Below are 16,285 nucleotides of genomic sequence, written 5' to 3' on the forward strand. Positions count from 1 at the left end.
CACGCGCCACTTCAGGAGAAATCACCATGCCGTTTGAAGATCTCCGCTCTGATGTCCAGTCCCTGCTGCCGGGCCGTAGCACCGAAGCCGGCGCGACCCGGCGCACCGCTTTGCAGGCCGCGCTGGGCCTGGGCTACGCCGCCGCTGCCGCGCCGCTGATGGCACAAACAGCCATTACCACGTCGGCCGATAGCCTGGATGCAGGCACCGTGCACTACGAAGTCACCGGCTTCCAAGTGCCTGCCTACCGTGCGGCGCCAGCGGGCAAGACCGGTTTGCCGGTGGTGCTGGTGATCCAGGAAATTTTTGGTGTCCACGCCTATATCACCGACGTCTGCCGCCGCTTGGCGCACGCCGGTTATCTGGCAATAGCGCCCGAGTTGTATGCGCGCCAGGGCGACCCAGCGCAATACACCGACATCGCCAAACTGATGGCCGAGGTGGTGGCGAAGGTGCCCGACGCCCAGGTCCTGACCGATCTGGACGGCGCCGTGCAGTGGGCTGCGGCGCACGGCGGCGACGCAGCGCGTATCGGCATCACCGGTTTTTGTTGGGGCGGGCGTATCACCTGGCTGTATGCGGCGCACGGCCCGGTCAAAGCCGGCGTGGCGTGGTACGGGCGGCTGGTGGGCAGCGCCAGTGCGCTCACGCCGCAGCAGCCGATCGACTTGGCGCCGCGTCTCAATGCGCCGGTGCTGGGGCTGTATGGCGGGCAGGACGGCGGCATTCCCCTTGACACGGTTGATAAGATGAAAGTTGCCTTGGCGCAGGGTCCGGCCGCCGCCAAGGCGTCTGAGTTTGTGATTTATCCCGATGCATCCCATGCTTTCCATGCCGACTACCGCCCCAGCTACCGCCAGGGCCCGGCCGAGGACGGCTGGAAGCGGGCGTTGGCCTGGTTCAAGGCACACGGCGTGGCTTGAGGCGGTGCCATAGAACGCTCCTTACGCGCGCAGGCGGATGCCGCGCCATAACAGCCGCCCCGCTCCGGTGGGGCGGCTTTTTTGGTGCCGGTAGCGATGTGGCGGCAGCCCGGATGCAGATTTTTATTTTAAGTCAAATCGGCCTATAGGCCATACAGGATAAGCGCATAGAGCTATGACATTAATAGCAATTATTTTGGCCACGTTGGCGTCCGGCATTGGCAGTGTGTGGCTGGCCGCGTGGCTGTTGCGCAGCGGCTTAGGGGGGGGGTCGGGCAGCGTCGGGCCGCAACATCTTTTGAGCCTGGCCGCGGGCGCCTTGCTGGCCACGGCCTTCATGCACCTGTTGCCCGAGGCGTTCGAGAGCCAGGCCGGCGCACAAGACCTGTTTGCCACCTTGCTGGTTGGCGTGGTGTTTTTCTTCATGCTGGAAAAGGCCGAGTTGTGGCACCACGGCCACGAGCACGGCGATGCGCAGGCCGGCCACGGACATGACCACGGCCACGGCCACGTTCATCACCCTTCTGAGGTTGCGGGCGGTGCCCGTCTGGGCGGCTGGACGGTGTTGACCGGCGACAGCGTGCACTGCTTTGGCGATGGCGTGCTGATTGCCTCGGCCTTTGTCGCTGATATGCGCCTGGGACTGATTGCTGCCGCGTCGGTGCTGGCGCACGAGGTGCCACACCACATGGGCGACCTGGTCGTGATGCTAAATAGCAGCACCAACCGCAACATGGCGCTGATCAAGGTGTCGCTGGCCGGGGCGGTGACGGCGCTGGGTGGTTTGGCAGGTTACTTTCTGCTGGAGCAGTTGCACGACTGGCTGCCGTACTTTCTGGTGGTGGCCTCCAGCAGTTTTGTCTATGTGGCGCTGGCGGATTTGATTCCGCAATTGCAAAAGCGCCTGTCAGCGCGCGAAACCGCCGTGCAGATCGCCATGCTGTTGACCGGCATGGCCGTGGTGACGCTGGTCAGCAGTCTGGCGCACGGCGGCCACTGACCTGCGTATCAAGCGCCAATCGCAAACACCGCCGGCGTGTTTTTGTCCGGCCCGCCGGGTTTGTCGCGCCACTGCTGCACGCTTTGGCTGCGCGTGGCGCTGCTGGCCAGCGTCAGGCCGCTGCTGACCGACAGGCGCGTATTCGGGTGCAGCGTGTGCAAGAGCCCCTGGAGCAGGGCGGCGTTGCGGTAGGGCGTTTCGATGAACAGTTGCGTCTGGCCGGTCTTGAGCGCTAGCGCTTCGAGTGCGCGGATGCGCTGGGCCCGTTCGTCGCTGTCCTGCGGCAAATAGCCGACAAAGGCAAAGTTTTGTCCGTTCAGGCCACTGGCGGCCAGCGCCAGCAGCAGCGACACCGGCCCGATCAGCGGCACCACCGTGATGCCCAACGCGTGCGCAGCGCGCACCACCGAGCTGCCGGGGTCGGCCACGGCAGGCATGCCGGCTTCGCTGACCAGCCCCATGTCGTGCCCGGCCAGCGCTGCGGCCAGCAGCGGGCGCGCGTCAAACACGGCCGAGCCTTTGCCGCCGTGGTCACCTTTTTTGTGCACTTCGCGCGGCAGCTCGGTGAGGGTCTGCTCTTGCAGCGGCAGGGCCAGCGGGTGCAGGGCATCGACACGCTTCAGATAGGCACGGGCGCTTTTGGCGTTTTCGCAGACCCAGTGCGTCAGGCGCGCGGCGGTGGTGAGCGTGGCTTCGGGCAGGCTGCCTTGCAGCGGCATTTGCGTGTCGCAGCCAAAGTCCAGTGGCGCCGGCACCAGGTACAGCGTGCCGTGTTTTTTATCTGTCGGTGCGTTCATGGCAGCACCAATCCCGCAGCGCGCAGCATCCGGCAGGTGCGGATCAGCGGCAGGCCGATCAGTGCCGTCGGGTCGTCGCTGTCGATGGCGTCCAGCAGGCTGATGCCCAGTCCCTCGCTCTTGGCGCTGCCGGCACAGTCGTAGGGCTGCTCAGCGCGCAGGTAGCGCTCGATCTCTGCATCCGTCAGCGCGCGAAAGCGCACCGTGACCGGCGCCAGATCGACCTGTTCAAAGCCGCTGTCCGGGCAGACCACGGCGACGGCAGTTTGAAACACCACGCTGTGGCCGCTCATCTGGCGCAGTTGCGCGGTGGCGCGCTGGTGCGTGCCGGGCTTGCCCAATGGTTGTCCGGCCAGATCGGCCACTTGATCCGAGCCGATGACGATGGCACCGGGGTGCTGGGCGGCGACGGCGTGGGCCTTGGCCAGAGCCAAGCGCAGCGCCAGCGCGCGTGGAGCTTCGCGGGGCAGCGGAGTTTCGTCCACGTCGGGGGCGAAAACAGTGAAATCAAGGTGCAGACGTTGCAGCAATTGGCGCCGGTAAGGCGAGGTCGAGCCCAAAACCAGGGGGCGCTGTAGGGTGGCGGATTCATGCATAGCGTGATTCTCTTACACTGCGCGCATGACCAAGGATTACTCACCCGACCGGCTCGATGTCAAGGCTTTTGTGCAGGCAGGCGCGCACTTGAAAGGCCATGACTCGCTGTTGAAATATGAGCGCCTCGTGCAAGAAGCGCATGGCATTCATCCCGATTTGCATGTGGATTGGCAGGTGCAGGGCGAGCTGCGCGCCGCAGAAGGCCCAGCCCCAGAGGCGTGGATGCATCTGACGGTGCAGGCCACGCAGCCGCTGTTGTGCCAGCGCTGCCTGACGCCAGTCGATGTGCCGCTGGAGGTCGATCGCTGGTTTCGCTTTGTGGCCGATGAAGCCACCGCTGAAGCACTGGACGACGATGCAGAAGAAGACCTGCTAGCCATCAGCCGCGAGTTTGATTTGCATGCGCTGATTGAAGACGAACTGCTGATGGCCCTGCCGGTGGTGGCCCGCCATGAGGAATGCCCGGTGGTGGTGCCGATGGTGTCGAGCAGCGAAGACTTTGATGCGGCCGAGGCGGAAAAACCCAACCCATTTGCGGCACTGACAGGGTTTAAGGGGGACAAGTCCGGTAGTTAAATCTGCTTGAGATATAATTGCGGGCTTCACGCGAATCTCCTTGTGTCTCTTAAATGGGCTGATCGCGTTTTTACCAACCCTCTTTCAGACCAGGAGCCAATCATGGCCGTTCAGCAAAATAAAAAATCTCCTTCCAAGCGCGGTATGCACCGTTCGCACAATGCCATCACGGTACCCGGTATCGCTGTTGAGCCCACCACCGGCGAAATCCACCTGCGCCACCACATCAGCCCCAACGGTTTCTACCGTGGCCGCCAGGTGTTGAAGAGCAAGGCTGAAGCCTGACCCTGGTCAGAAGCTTCGACCGCCGAGGCCCGTAGCTACATCATTCGTAGCGCGGGCCTTTTTTTATGCATTGCGTTCTAACCTTGGCCGTACAGGCGGCCCAGCACCTCTTCCATGATTACTCTGGCTGTTGATTGCATGGGGGGCGACCATGGCCCCCGCATCACGCTGGCGGCGTGCCGCCGGTTTTTGGATGACCATGCCGATGCACGGCTGCTGCTGGTGGGTTTGCCCGAGGTATTGCAGGGGTTTGCGCACGAGCGCGCCACGCTGGTGCCCGCCAGCCAGGTCGTGACCATGGATGACCCGGTCGAGATCGCCTTGCGGCGTAAAAAAGACTCGTCCATGCGTGTTGCCATTCAGCAGGTCAAGGACGGTAAAGCCGCTGCGGCCGTGTCCGCTGGCAATACCGGTGCCCTGATGGCGATTGCCCGCTATGTGCTCAAAACCCTGGATGGCATCGATCGGCCCGCCATTGCCGGCCAGTTACCCAACGCCAAGGGTGGCTCGACCACGGTGCTTGATTTAGGTGCCAATGTGAACAGTACGGCGCAGCATCTGCTGGAATTTGCCGTCCTCGGTTCGGCGCTCGATTCGGTGCTCAAGGGCAAAGAAAATCCCACCGTCGGTTTGCTCAATATTGGTGAAGAAGCCATCAAGGGCAACGACGTCATCAAGAAAGCCGGCGAGCTGCTGCGCCAAGCTGGTCAGTCAGGCCAGATTAATTTTGTCGGTAATGTCGAAGGCAATGACATCTTCAAAGGTACGGCAGACATCGTGGTCTGCGACGGCTTTGTCGGCAATGTGGCGCTCAAGGCCAGCGAAGGCTTGGCGGGCATGGTCGGTGGTTTTTTAAAGCAAGAGTTTTCGCGTACTGTGTTCACCAAAATATCGGCCATCGTCGCCTATCCGGTACTATCGGCCTTCAAAAAACGGGTGGATCATCGGCGCTACAACGGCGCGGCGCTGCTCGGGCTGCGCGGTCTGGTGTTTAAAAGCCACGGTTCAGCCGATGAAGTGGCCTTCGGTCAGGCCATAGGCCGCGCGTATGATGCAGCCCGCAACAACCTGCTGGACCGTGTCCGCGACCGCATTGCCAGTGCAGCGCCTTTCTTGCTGCCCCCCAATGCACCTGTAGACAGCGACGCGACGCCAGCGCCACTCTGATGAAACGCTACTCACGTATTACTGGTACTGGCAGTCATTTGCCCGTGCACCGGGTGACCAATGCCGACTTGGTGGCCGACTTGGCCGCGCGCGGTGTCGAGTCCTCGGATGAATGGATCGTCGCGCGCACCGGTATTTCTGCGCGCCACTTTGCTGCGTCTGACGTCGCTTGCAGTGACATGGCGCTGGATGCGGCGCGCCATGCCTTGCAGGCCGCCGGATGCGGGCCCAAAGACATCGACCTGATCATCATCGCCACCTCGACGCCGGACATGGTGTTCCCCTCGACGGCGGCGATTTTGCAACACAAGCTGGGCGCTAATGGCTGCCCGGCGTTTGATGTGCAGGCGGTGTGCAGCGGCTTTATTTACGCCCTGACGGTGGCCGATGCCATGATCCGCGCCGGCGCTGCCACGCGGGCGCTGGTGGTGGGCTCAGAAATTTTCAGCCGCTTGCTGGACTTCACCGACCGCGGTACCTGTGTGCTGTTTGGTGACGGCGCCGGTGCGGTGGTGCTGGAAGCGTCAGACACGCCCGGTATTTTGGCCAGCGACCTGCACGCCGATGGCAAGTACGTCGATATTTTGTGCGTCCCCGGCCATGTCTCGGGCGGTCAGATCACCGGCAAGCCCTTGCTGACCATGGACGGCCAGGCGGTATTCAAGCTGGCTGTCGGCCTGCTGGAGAGTGCGGCGCTGGCCACGCTGGCCAAGGCCGGCCTGACCGAGGCCGACATCGATTGGCTGATTCCGCATCAAGCCAACATCCGCATCATGCAAAGCACCGCGCGCAAGCTCAAATTGTCGATGGACAAGGTGGTGGTGACGGTCGATCAGCACGGCAACACCTCGGCGGCATCGATTCCGTTGGCGCTGGATTACGCGGTGCGCTCGGGCCAGGTCAAACCCGGTGAAACGCTGCTGCTCGAAGGCGTGGGCGGTGGCTTCACCTGGGGTGCGGTGCTCTTGAAGCTGTAGCTTATAGCGCAGGTGTTTAAAGGGCTAGAGCCCTATTTCATTCATATTTTTAATAATTCGCATGAAATCTTTTGCTTTTGTCTTTCCCGGCCAGGGTTCGCAGGCCGTGGGCATGTTGAACGGCTGGGGCGATCACCCGGTGGTGGCGCAGACGCTGCAAGAAGCCTCTGATGCGCTGGGCGAAGACATCGCTCGCCTGATCCAGGACGGCCCCAAGGAGCGGCTGGCCCTGACCACCAACACCCAGCCGGTGATGCTAGTCGCCGGTGTCGCCGCCTGGCGCGTCTGGCGTGCCGAGGGCGGTGCGCTACCGGCGGCGGTCGCCGGACACTCGCTGGGCGAATATTCGGCACTGGTGGCATCGGGCGTGTTGACGCTGGGCCAGGCAGCGCCGCTGGTGCGTCTGCGCGCCGCCGCCATGCAGGAAGCCGTGCCGGTGGGCACCGGTGCTATGGCCGCTATTCTGGGTTTGGATGCTACAAAAGTAATAGCTGGTTGCGCAGAGGTGACGGCCGCTATAGCCGGAAATGGCGTTGAAATCGTCGAAGCCGTGAATTTCAACGACCCGGCGCAAACGGTGATCGCCGGTAGCAAGGCGGCGGTCGAAAAAGCCTGTGAAATGTTGAAAGCGGCGGGTGCCAAGCGCGCACTGCCGCTGCCGGTGTCGGCACCGTTCCACTCCAGCCTGATGCAGCCCGCCGCTGAAAAGCTGCGCGTGGCGCTGGCCGCCACCCCGCTGTCCACGCCGCAAATTCCGGTACTGAACAACATCGATGTCGCCGTGCAGCAAGACGCTGAGGCCATCCGCGACGCGCTGGTCCGCCAAGCCTTTGGTCCGGTGCGCTGGGTCGAATGCGTGCAGGCGCTGAAGGCGCGCGGCATCACCCATCTGATTGAATGCGGTCCCGGCAAGGTGCTGGCGGGTTTGGTGCGTCGCATCGATGCCGATCTGGTTGGCGCCGCGCTGTACGACCCCGCTACCCTCAACGAAGTCAAGGAACTGCTGGCATGAGCGAATCCACTGCAAAAGCCCCCGTCGCCCCTGTGGCGCTGGTCACCGGCGCCACGCGCGGCATTGGTGCCGCCATTGCGCTGGAACTGGCCACACGCGGCTACCAGGTGATTGGCACCGCGACCACCGAAGACGGCGCCGCGCGCATCACGCAGGCCCTCTCGGCCCATGCCGGTTGCCAAGGTGCCAGCCTGGACGTGAACGACGGCGCTGCCGTCATCGCGCTGATCGACCGCATCGTCAAGGAACAGGGCGGCTTACAGGTGCTGGTAAATAACGCCGGCATCACGCGCGACCAGCTGGCCATGCGCATGAAGGACGACGACTGGGATGCGGTGATCGACACCAACCTCAAGGCGGTGTTTCGTGTCAGTCGCGCCGCCATCAAGCCGATGATGAAGCAGCGCTTCGGCCGCATCATCAGCATCACCAGCGTGGTCGGCGCCTCGGGCAATCCCGGTCAGGTTAATTACGCTGCGGCCAAGGCCGGAGTGGCTGGCATGGCACGCGCCCTGGCGCGCGAGCTGGGCAGCCGGGGTATCACCGTCAATTGTGTGGCGCCCGGTTTTATCGATACCGACATGACCGCCAGCCTGCCCGAAGCGCAGCAAAAAGCCCTGCAAAGCCAGATTCCCTTGGGGCATCTGGGCCAGCCCGCTGACATTGCCCATGCCGTTGCCTACCTGGCCTCACGTGAGGCAGGTTACGTGACCGGGCAGGAATTGCATGTCAATGGCGGCATGTACATGTAATTGAAGAAAATTCGCGCCGGTTTATCCGAACGGCGGGCTGCCGGAGAGAGCCTCTTTGAAGCAGCTAGAATCGCGGATCAATTCACAACCCCAGAGATAAAAATCATGAGCGATATCGAAGCACGCGTTAAAAAAATCATTGCCGAGCAACTTGGCGTGGAAGAGTCCCAAGTGACCAATGAAAAGGCTTTTGTTGCCGACCTCGGCGCCGACTCCCTCGATACCGTGGAATTGGTGATGGCTCTGGAAGACGAGTTCGGCATTGAAATTCCGGACGAAGACGCAGAGAAAATCACCACGGTGCAAAACGCCATCGACTACGCCACCACCCACCCCAAGGCTTGAGTAGCGCACCGCGCCATTTTTCGGGTTCAGTACAAGGTTTTATTGCATGAGTCGTCGTCGCGTTGTCGTGACTGGTCTGGGCTGCGTCACTCCCGTGGGTAACACGGTGGAGCAGGCCTGGGCCAACATCCTCGCCGGTCAGTCCGGCATTGGTCTCATCACGAAGTTCGACACGTCGGATTTCTCCTGCAAGATTGCCGGTGAGGTCAAAGGATTTGAGCTGGGGTCCTACATGAGCGCCAAAGAGGCGCGCACCATGGACTCTTTCATTCATTTTGGCGTGGCTGCTGCGGCGCAAGCGGTCGCCGACGCGGGCCTGCCCACCGGCGAAGCCTTGGACGAAGAATTTGCCACGCGCATTGGCTGCGTCATCGGCTCGGGCATTGGCGGTCTGCCGCTGATTGAAAACACCCATGCCGAGTACGTCAGCCGGGGCGCGCGGCGCATTACGCCATTTTTTGTTCCGGCGTCCATCATCAATATGGTGGCCGGCCATGTGTCGATGCGCTTTGGCTTCAAAGGCCCCAATCTGGCCGTGGTCACCGCCTGCACCACCGGCCTGCACTGCATTGGTGAGGCCGGGCGGATGATCGAATATGGCGATGCCGATGTGATCGTTGCCGGCGGCACCGAGGCCACGGTGTCGCCACTGGGCGTGGGCGGCTTTGCTGCCATGCGTGCCCTGTCAACGCGCAACGACGACCCCCAAACCGCTTCCCGTCCTTGGGACAAAGATCGTGATGGCTTTGTGCTCGGTGAAGGTGCTGGGGTGATGGTGCTGGAAGAGTACGAGCACGCCAAAGCCCGGGGCGCCAAAATCTACGCTGAATTGTGCGGTTTTGGTATGAGCGCTGATGCCGGTCACATGACTGCGCCAAGCATGGATGGCCCACGCCGCGCCATGATCCACGCGCTGCGCAATGCCGGCATCAACGCCGATCAGGTTGATTACCTCAACGCCCACGGCACGTCTACGCCGCTGGGGGATCTGAACGAAACCAATGCCATCAAGGCGGCACTGGGCGATCACGCCTACAAAACGGTGATCAGTTCCACCAAATCCATGACCGGGCACCTGCTCGGTGGCGCCGGTGGCATTGAGAGCATCTTTACCGTGCTTGCGCTGTACCACCAAAAGGTGCCGCCGACCATCAACCTGTTTAACCAAGACCCGGAGTGCGATTTGGACTTTTGTGCCAATACCGCGCGCGACAGGAAGATGGACATCGCCATCAAAAACAATTTTGGCTTTGGTGGCACCAACGGCTCACTGGTTTTCAAACGCGTCTGAACGGCGCTGCGGCGCTGTTCGCTAGCCCAAACCCTTGGTATGAATCGCTCTGGCCGTGCACACTGCGCACCGCCGGTGCGGTATCCGGTAGCCCGCAGTCGCTGGCTGGCGTCTGCTCTGGCGCTGTACGCGTTCGCCGGTGGTCTGGCGCTGCTCGGCTGGGCGGCAGTGGGCGCCGGTACACATTGGCGTTGGATCAGTGCCGCCAGCGCCCTCTGGATCGTCTGCAGCGTGCTGGCCGGGTGGTTTTGGCGCACTGCGCCGTGCGGCACGCTGGTCTGGAATGGCTTGGATTGGATGCTGGAATCACCCCAAGGCGTAGCACTGTGCGCGCCCTGTACCTGTGCACAAGTGCACTTTGATCTGCAGCGGCGCCTGTGGCTGCGTTTGCAGCCTGACACCGGGCGTGCGCTGTGGCTCTGGCTGGAATGGCGCAGCCAGCCGACGCGCTGGGACGACTTGCGCCGTGCGGTATATTCGGCCGTTGGGTCTGGCGGCCCCGACACCCGCCGCTTCGCGCCGCCCGACGACCCGCAGGCGTGAAATTTTTTGATGCATGACCGTTCTTCCTCCAGCCGACCCCCCCACACCCCTACCCACCCCTGACACTGATTTCCAACTGGTGGAGCGCACAGTGGCGGGTGACCAGCGGGCCTACGAATTGCTGGTGATCAAATACCAGCGGCGCATTGAGCGCCTCATTGGCCGCATGGTGCGCGACACCGATCTGGTGCAGGACATCGCGCAGGAAACTTTTATCCGCGCTTACCGCGCCCTGCACCAGTTCCGGGGCGAGGCCCAGTTCTATACCTGGCTCTACCGCATTGCCGTCAATACCGCCAAAAAAGCGCTGATGGACATGAAGCGCAATCCGGTGGTTTACGAAGGTGCGCTGCGCGGTGGCGATGCAGATGATGAAACTTCCCGCTTTGAACGTGAACTAATCAGCGAAGAAACCCCCGAAACCGTGCTGGCGGCGCAAGAAATTGCCCAGGCCGTGAATACTGCCATGGAAGCTTTGCCCGAAGATTTGCGCCAAGCGGTGACGTTGCGTGAAATTGAGGGCTTGAGCTATGAGGAAATTGCGACCGCCATGGAGTGTCCGATTGGCACCGTGCGGTCGCGTATTTTTCGGGCACGTGAGGCCATTTCGGCGCGGGTGCGTCCCCTTCTGGAGAACCAGGTGGGTAAGCGTTGGTAATTCGACAGGTGACATCATGGATAAAAATGTGACTCAGCGTGAACAGCTATCGGCCTTGGCCGACGGGCAATTGAGCAGCGAGGCCTGGAACCAGGCGCTGCAGTTTGCCCATGAAGAGGAAGGGCGTTCTTCATGGCACCTCTACCATCTGGTGGGGGATGTGCTGCGTTCGCCCGAATTGGCACACCACGCCGACAGCAGTGAGTTTTTGCAGCGCCTGCAGCAGCGCTTGGCCGAGGAGCCGGTGCCAGGGCGCCCCGCCCAGGAAAGCCTGCAGGCCGTGGTATTGCCGCAGGCGCTGCCTCGGCAGGCTGCCAATGCATCCCTGTTTCACTGGAAGATGGTGGCTGGTTTGGCCTCGGTTGCAGCGGTGGCCGTGGTGGGCTGGAGTTCCTGGAGCAGTCTGCAAAGCTCGCCCAGCGGTGCAACGCTGGCTGCCTTGGCCAGCGCGCCCGCAGTGTCGCCTGCTGCCTCGATGACGGCGCTCACTCCCTCGCCACCCCCTGCGTCGGTACTGGCGCAGGCTGATAGCACGCCAGCAGGCCCTGTCATGCTGCGCGATCCACGCTTGGACGAGTTGCTGGCGGCACACCAGCAGTTTGGCAATACCTCGGCGCTGCAGATGCCCGCAGGATTTTTGCGCAATGCCACCTTTGAGGCGCCGGCCCGCTGAGCACGCAGCGCCGCGCAGCCGTGTCTCCGCCCGTTGGCAGCTGGAGAAGCCATTGCGCCACAGCGCTTCTCTGGGCGGCGCTGGCTGAGCCGACTGCGCTGGTGGGTTTGGTTTCTAGCGGCTTTTTCATCCCATTGATTCCCCTTTCGAAAGATCATTCATGAAAAAGATGGATTGGAAAAATTTGCACTCCTGTGCCTTGGCCGGCGTGTTGGTAGTAGCCGCCAGTGTGGCGACGATGGCGCCGTCTGTAGTGCACGCGCAACCGGCCTCGGTGCGGGGCTTGCCCGATTTCACTGACTTGGTGGAGCAGGTCGGGCCGTCGGTGGTCAACATCCGTACGCTGGAGAAGGTGTCTTCATCCAGTGTTGAAGGCGGCAGCGGCAGCGGCAGCGGCAGCGGCAGTGGGATGGATGAAGAAATGCGCGAATTTTTCAAGCGCTTTGGCCTTCCCATTCCCAATACGCCGCGCCAGCAGCGTCCGCAACGCCCGCATGCCCAGGAAGAGCAGCCGCGCGGTGTCGGATCGGGCTTCATTCTCAGTGCCGATGGTTTTGTCATGACCAATGCGCATGTGGTCGAGGGCGCTGAGGAGGTGCTGGTCACCTTGACGGATTCGCGCGAATTCAAGGCCAAAATCATTGGCGTGGACAAGCGCACCGATGTAGCTGTGGTCAAAATTCAGGCGACTGGTTTGCCTGCTGTCAAGGTGGGCGAGGTCAGCCGCCTCAAGGTGGGTGAGTGGGTGATGGCGATCGGTTCGCCCTTTGGTCTGGAGAACACCGTTACCGCCGGCATCGTCAGTGCCAAGCAGCGTGATACCGGTGAATACCTGCCCTTCATCCAGACCGATGTCGCCATCAATCCCGGCAACTCGGGTGGGCCTTTGATCAATATGCGCGGTGAGGTGGTGGGCATCAACAGCCAGATTTACTCGCGTTCGGGTGGCTTCATGGGAATTTCCTTTGCGATTCCGATTGATGAAGCCATACAGGTGAGCGAGCAGTTGCGCGTTGCGGGCCGCGTCACGCGCGGGCGCATTGGTGTGCAGATTGGCCCGGTGGCCAAGGACATTGCCGAGTCGCTGGGGCTGGGTAAAACGCAAGGCGCCTTGGTGGCCGGGGTAGAAACGGGCTCTCCGGCAGAGAAGTCAGGGATCGAAGCGGGCGACGTGATCACCAAATTTGACGGCAAAACTATCGACAAGGTGTCGGATTTGCCGCGCATGGTCGGTAGCACCAGGCCGGGCAGCAAGAGCACCATCACGGTGTTTCGCCGGGGCAGCGCACGCGATGTGCCCATTACCATTGCTGAAATCGAGTCCGATACGCCAGTGCGCAAAATCGCCACTAAAGAGGTTCAGCCAAAAAAATCATCGGCAGCGCTTCAGCACCTGGGTCTGTCGGTGGCCGAGCTGACGGAGGCGCAAAAGAAGGAACTGAAAATCAAGGGCGGCGTGCGCGTTGAGGCGACCACTGAGGCCGCAGCACGTGCCGGACTGCGCGAGGGCGACGTCATTCTGGCCATTGCCAACACCGAAGTCGCCAACCTGAAAGAGTTGGAGGCAGCCGTTGCCAAAGCGGACAAAAACAAACCGCTGAATGTGCTGTTTCGGCGCGGTGAGTGGGCCCAGTACGCCCTGATCCGGTCTGCCCATTGATGCCTGCACAGCCTGAAGCACCCCTCAAAACAACCTGATTTTCCCCGGGGATGAGGTGCTGTCTCTGCCCAATGACCTTGAAGAGGGCGCGAGCGGATACGATCGAAGCCTCTTTTTGCCTACAATGAAGTTCCAACCAGCGCCATTGCCAATGGATTGTTGGTTCAGGGCGCGTCACCACACGATGCGCCCTTTTTTCTTGCGCCCCTCCTTGCTCTTCCCTACTTGACGTTTTCCGTTGATGAATCACATCAGAAATTTTTCCATCATTGCGCACATTGACCATGGTAAGTCCACGCTGGCTGACCGCCTGATCCAGCGCTGCGGCGGCCTTGCCGAGCGCGACATGCAAGCCCAGGTTCTGGACTCGATGGACATCGAGAAAGAGCGCGGCATCACCATCAAGGCACAAACTGCCGCGCTGCAATACAAAGCCAAAGATGGTCAGATTTACAACCTGAACCTGATCGACACCCCGGGTCACGTGGACTTCTCTTACGAAGTCAGCCGTTCGCTGTCGGCCTGCGAAGGCGCGCTGCTGGTGGTCGATGCCTCGCAGGGCGTCGAGGCGCAAACGGTGGCCAATTGCTATACGGCGCTGGAGCTGGGCGTGGAAGTGCTGCCGGTCCTCAACAAGATGGATCTGCCCAACGCCGACCCGGACAACGCCCGTTTGGAAATTGAAGACGTCATCGGCATCGATGCCACCGACGCCATTCCGTGCTCGGCCAAGACCGGTATGGGCATCGATGAAATCCTCGAAGCCGTGGTCGCCAAGGTGCCGCCGCCCAAGGGCAACCCAACCGGCCCGCTGCGCGCCATGATCATCGACAGTTGGTTTGACCCGTATGTTGGCGTGGTCATGCTGGTGCGCGTGGTCGATGGCCGTTTGCTCAAGGGCGAGCGCTTCAAGATGATGGCCTCGGGTGCGGTCTATAACGCCGACAACGTGGGCGTGTTCACCCCCGCCAATGAGCCGCGTCAGTCGCTGGACGCCGGCCAGGTGGGCTACATCATTGCCGGCATCAAGGAGCTGCAAGCCGCCAAGGTAGGCGACACCGTCACATTGGAAAAGAAGCTGCCCAATAACGCCGGCCCCGCTACCCAGGCGTTGCCCGGTTTCAAAGAAATCCAACCGCAGGTGTTTGCCGGCCTGTACCCGACCGAAGCCAGCGAATACGACCAACTGCGCGATGCGCTGGAAAAGCTCAAGCTCAACGATGCGTCGCTGCAATATGAGCCTGAAGTGAGTCAGGCGCTAGGCTTTGGCTTTCGCTGCGGCTTTTTGGGTCTGCTGCACATGGAGATCGTGCAAGAGCGCCTGGAGCGTGAGTTTGACCAGGACCTGATAACCACCGCGCCCAGCGTGGTCTACCAGGTGGTCAAGGCCGATGGCGAAGTGATGATGGTCGAGAACCCCTCCAAGCTGCCCGACCAAGGGCGCATGGATGAAATCCGCGAGCCCATCGTCACCGTGCACCTGTACATGCCGCAAGACTATGTCGGCCCGGTGATGACGCTGGCCAACCAGAAGCGTGGTGTGCAGATGAACATGGCCTACCACGGCCGCCAAGTCATGCTGACCTACGAAATGCCGCTGGGCGAGATCGTGCTCGACTTTTTTGACAAGCTCAAATCGGTGTCACGCGGTTATGCCTCGATGGACTACGAGTTCAAGGAATATCGGGCGTCCGACGTGGTCAAGGTCGATATTTTGCTGAATGGCGAAAAGGTCGATGCGCTGTCCATCATCGTGCACCGCAGCCAGTCGCAGTACCGCGGCCGCGCGGTGGTCGCCAAGATGCGCGAGATCATCAGCCGCCAGATGTTCGACGTGGCCATCCAGGCGGCGATTGGCGGCAACGTGATCGCGCGTGAAAGCATCAAGGCGCTGCGCAAGAACGTGCTGGCCAAATGCTATGGCGGTGACGTCAGCCGCAAGCGCAAGCTGCTGGAAAAGCAAAAGGCCGGTAAGAAACGCATGAAGCAGATTGGCTCGGTCGAAGTGCCACAAGAGGCATTCTTGGCCATTTTGCAGGTGGAAGACTGATGCAGATCGTGCAAATTTTCACCGCGATGGTATTAGCCGCTTTTGCCGGCTATATCGGCGCCTGGTACTTTGGCGCGATTGAAGGCAATTTTGCCTTGTTGCTGTTTCTGGCGACGGTGGTCACGGGTTGCTATTGGCTGGCCGAACGCTTTTATTTTCTGCCCCGGCGCCGCCATGCCGCACAAGCCATTGCAGACGCTGCCGCGCAGCGCCGCGCCGAACTCGATCGCATGGGCATTGCCCAGGTCGATCTGGACGTGCAAGAGGCGCAGGGCCGCATCCTGATGCAGCCGTGGTGGCTGGACTGGACGGCAGGGCTGTTCCCGGTCATTGCCATCGTGTTTTTCTTGCGCTCGTTCTTGTTTGAGCCGTTCAAGATTCCGTCTGGCTCGATGATTCCGACGCTGTGGATCGGTGACCTGATTTTGGTGAACAAATTCACCTATGGCGTGCGCCTGCCGGTGTTGCAGACCAAAATCACCGACGGCACACCACCCGCACGGGGCGACGTCATGGTGTTTCGCTACCCACCCCAGCCCAACCTGGACTACATCAAGCGCGTGGTGGGTTTGCCGGGCGACGAAGTGGCTTACCTGAACAAACGCCTGACGATCAACGGTACCCCTGTGGCCACCCAGGCCGTACCCGATTTTTTTGATGAAAGCACACTGCGCTACGCCAAGCAGTTTGAAGAAAAGTTGGGTGAGCAGCCGCACCGCTTGCTCATCAACCCCGATGTGCCCGCCTTTGTGCAGGGCGCCAGTGATTTTTCGTACCGCGAAAATTGTCTCTACAGTGTTGAAGGTGTGGTCTGCAAGGTACCCAAGGGACACTATTTTCTGATGGGTGACAACCGCGATAATTCGCTCGATTCGCGTTATTGGGGGTTCGTGCCCGAAGCCAACATTGTCGGCAAAGCCTTTTTTGTCTGGATGAATTTTGGCAATCTCAAGCGCATTGGGTCTTTCCATTGAGCCGT

18 protein-coding genes are annotated in these 16,285 nt (G+C 61.4%); 16 read left to right on the forward strand and 2 right to left on the reverse strand.

Translation table 11 applies throughout. The features are described from left to right. Positions 1–26 precede the first annotated feature (26 nt). Together Q390_RS0105915 and Q390_RS0105920 are read left to right on the forward strand one after the other, a co-directional pair. Positions 27–923: a dienelactone hydrolase family protein gene (locus Q390_RS0105915; protein ID WP_027995229.1), complete on the forward strand. Its 897-nt coding sequence runs from the start codon at positions 27–29 to the stop codon at positions 921–923. A gap of 175 nt (positions 924–1,098) precedes the next feature. Then, a complete protein-coding gene (locus tag Q390_RS0105920; RefSeq protein ID WP_027995230.1) occupies positions 1,099–1,923 on the forward strand; it encodes a ZIP family metal transporter in 825 nt (274 codons plus the stop codon). Between the two features lie 8 nt (positions 1,924–1,931). Here Q390_RS0105920 and Q390_RS0105925 read toward each other — a convergent pair whose 3' ends face one another. Next, positions 1,932–2,720 (reverse strand): SAM-dependent methyltransferase, encoded by a 789-nt coding sequence (locus tag Q390_RS0105925; RefSeq protein ID WP_027995231.1) that lies wholly within the window; start codon positions 2,718–2,720, stop codon positions 1,932–1,934. Further along, on the reverse strand, positions 2,717–3,316 hold the full coding sequence (locus Q390_RS0105930; RefSeq protein ID WP_027995232.1) for a Maf family nucleotide pyrophosphatase: 600 nt from the start codon (positions 3,314–3,316) through the stop codon (positions 2,717–2,719). Before Q390_RS0105930 ends, Q390_RS0105925 begins: the two co-directional genes overlap by 4 nt. 25 nt (positions 3,317–3,341) lie before the next feature. On the opposite strand from Q390_RS0105930, the gene Q390_RS0105935 reads away from it, so the two are divergent. From Q390_RS0105935 to lepB, 14 genes are all read left to right on the forward strand, one after another. Beyond that, complete coding sequence (locus Q390_RS0105935; protein ID WP_027995233.1) at positions 3,342–3,893, forward strand: YceD family protein; 552 nt, start codon at positions 3,342–3,344, stop codon at positions 3,891–3,893. A gap of 102 nt (positions 3,894–3,995) precedes the next feature. Continuing rightward, positions 3,996–4,178, forward strand: a complete 183-nt coding sequence (rpmF, locus tag Q390_RS0105940) for a 50S ribosomal protein L32 (RefSeq protein ID WP_027995234.1) — start codon at positions 3,996–3,998, stop codon at positions 4,176–4,178. Positions 4,179–4,292: 114 nt separating this feature from the next. Next, positions 4,293–5,345, forward strand: a complete 1,053-nt coding sequence (plsX, locus tag Q390_RS0105945) for a phosphate acyltransferase PlsX (RefSeq protein ID WP_027995235.1) — start codon at positions 4,293–4,295, stop codon at positions 5,343–5,345. Further along, a complete protein-coding gene (locus Q390_RS0105950) occupies positions 5,345–6,322 on the forward strand; it encodes a beta-ketoacyl-ACP synthase III (protein WP_027995236.1) in 978 nt (325 codons plus the stop codon). The genes plsX and Q390_RS0105950 overlap by 1 nt, the downstream gene beginning before the upstream one ends. Positions 6,323–6,383: 61 nt before the next feature. Beyond that, the gene (fabD, locus tag Q390_RS0105955) at positions 6,384–7,334 is read left to right on the forward strand and encodes an ACP S-malonyltransferase (protein WP_027995237.1); all 951 of its coding nucleotides are present in this window, start codon (positions 6,384–6,386) and stop codon (positions 7,332–7,334) included. Next, positions 7,331–8,086, forward strand: a complete 756-nt coding sequence (fabG, locus tag Q390_RS0105960) for a 3-oxoacyl-ACP reductase FabG (RefSeq protein ID WP_027995238.1) — start codon at positions 7,331–7,333, stop codon at positions 8,084–8,086. The genes fabD and fabG overlap by 4 nt, the downstream gene beginning before the upstream one ends. 105 nt (positions 8,087–8,191) lie before the next feature. After that, positions 8,192–8,431, forward strand: a complete 240-nt coding sequence (gene acpP / locus Q390_RS0105965) for an acyl carrier protein (protein ID WP_027995239.1) — start codon at positions 8,192–8,194, stop codon at positions 8,429–8,431. Positions 8,432–8,477: 46 nt separating this feature from the next. After that, positions 8,478–9,722 (forward strand): beta-ketoacyl-ACP synthase II, encoded by a 1,245-nt coding sequence (gene fabF, locus Q390_RS0105970; RefSeq protein WP_027995240.1) that lies wholly within the window; start codon positions 8,478–8,480, stop codon positions 9,720–9,722. Between the two features lie 39 nt (positions 9,723–9,761). Further along, positions 9,762–10,265: a hypothetical protein gene (locus Q390_RS17710; protein ID WP_051603075.1), complete on the forward strand. Its 504-nt coding sequence runs from the start codon at positions 9,762–9,764 to the stop codon at positions 10,263–10,265. 13 nt (positions 10,266–10,278) lie between these two features. Beyond that, positions 10,279–10,923, forward strand: a complete 645-nt coding sequence (gene rpoE / locus Q390_RS0105980) for an RNA polymerase sigma factor RpoE (RefSeq protein WP_027995241.1) — start codon at positions 10,279–10,281, stop codon at positions 10,921–10,923. Between the two features lie 16 nt (positions 10,924–10,939). Then, positions 10,940–11,596, forward strand: coding sequence for a sigma-E factor negative regulatory protein (locus tag Q390_RS0105985; RefSeq protein ID WP_027995242.1), 657 nt, complete (start codon positions 10,940–10,942; stop codon positions 11,594–11,596). A 160-nt stretch (positions 11,597–11,756) separates the two neighbouring features. Next, positions 11,757–13,256 carry a DegQ family serine endoprotease gene (locus Q390_RS0105990; RefSeq protein ID WP_027995243.1) on the forward strand — a complete coding sequence of 500 codons (1,500 nt, stop codon included), beginning with the start codon at positions 11,757–11,759 and terminating at the stop codon, positions 13,254–13,256. A 241-nt stretch (positions 13,257–13,497) separates the two neighbouring features. Then, positions 13,498–15,306, forward strand: coding sequence for a translation elongation factor 4 (gene lepA, locus Q390_RS0105995; protein ID WP_027995244.1), 1,809 nt, complete (start codon positions 13,498–13,500; stop codon positions 15,304–15,306). After that, entirely contained in the window at positions 15,306–16,280 is a 975-nt protein-coding gene (gene lepB / locus Q390_RS0106000; RefSeq protein ID WP_027995245.1) for a signal peptidase I, read from the forward strand. The genes lepA and lepB overlap by 1 nt, the downstream gene beginning before the upstream one ends. Positions 16,281–16,285 lie beyond the last annotated feature (5 nt).

The organism is Simplicispira psychrophila DSM 11588 (assembly GCF_000688255.1).
Taxonomy (GTDB): domain Bacteria; phylum Pseudomonadota; class Gammaproteobacteria; order Burkholderiales; family Burkholderiaceae_C; genus Simplicispira; species Simplicispira psychrophila.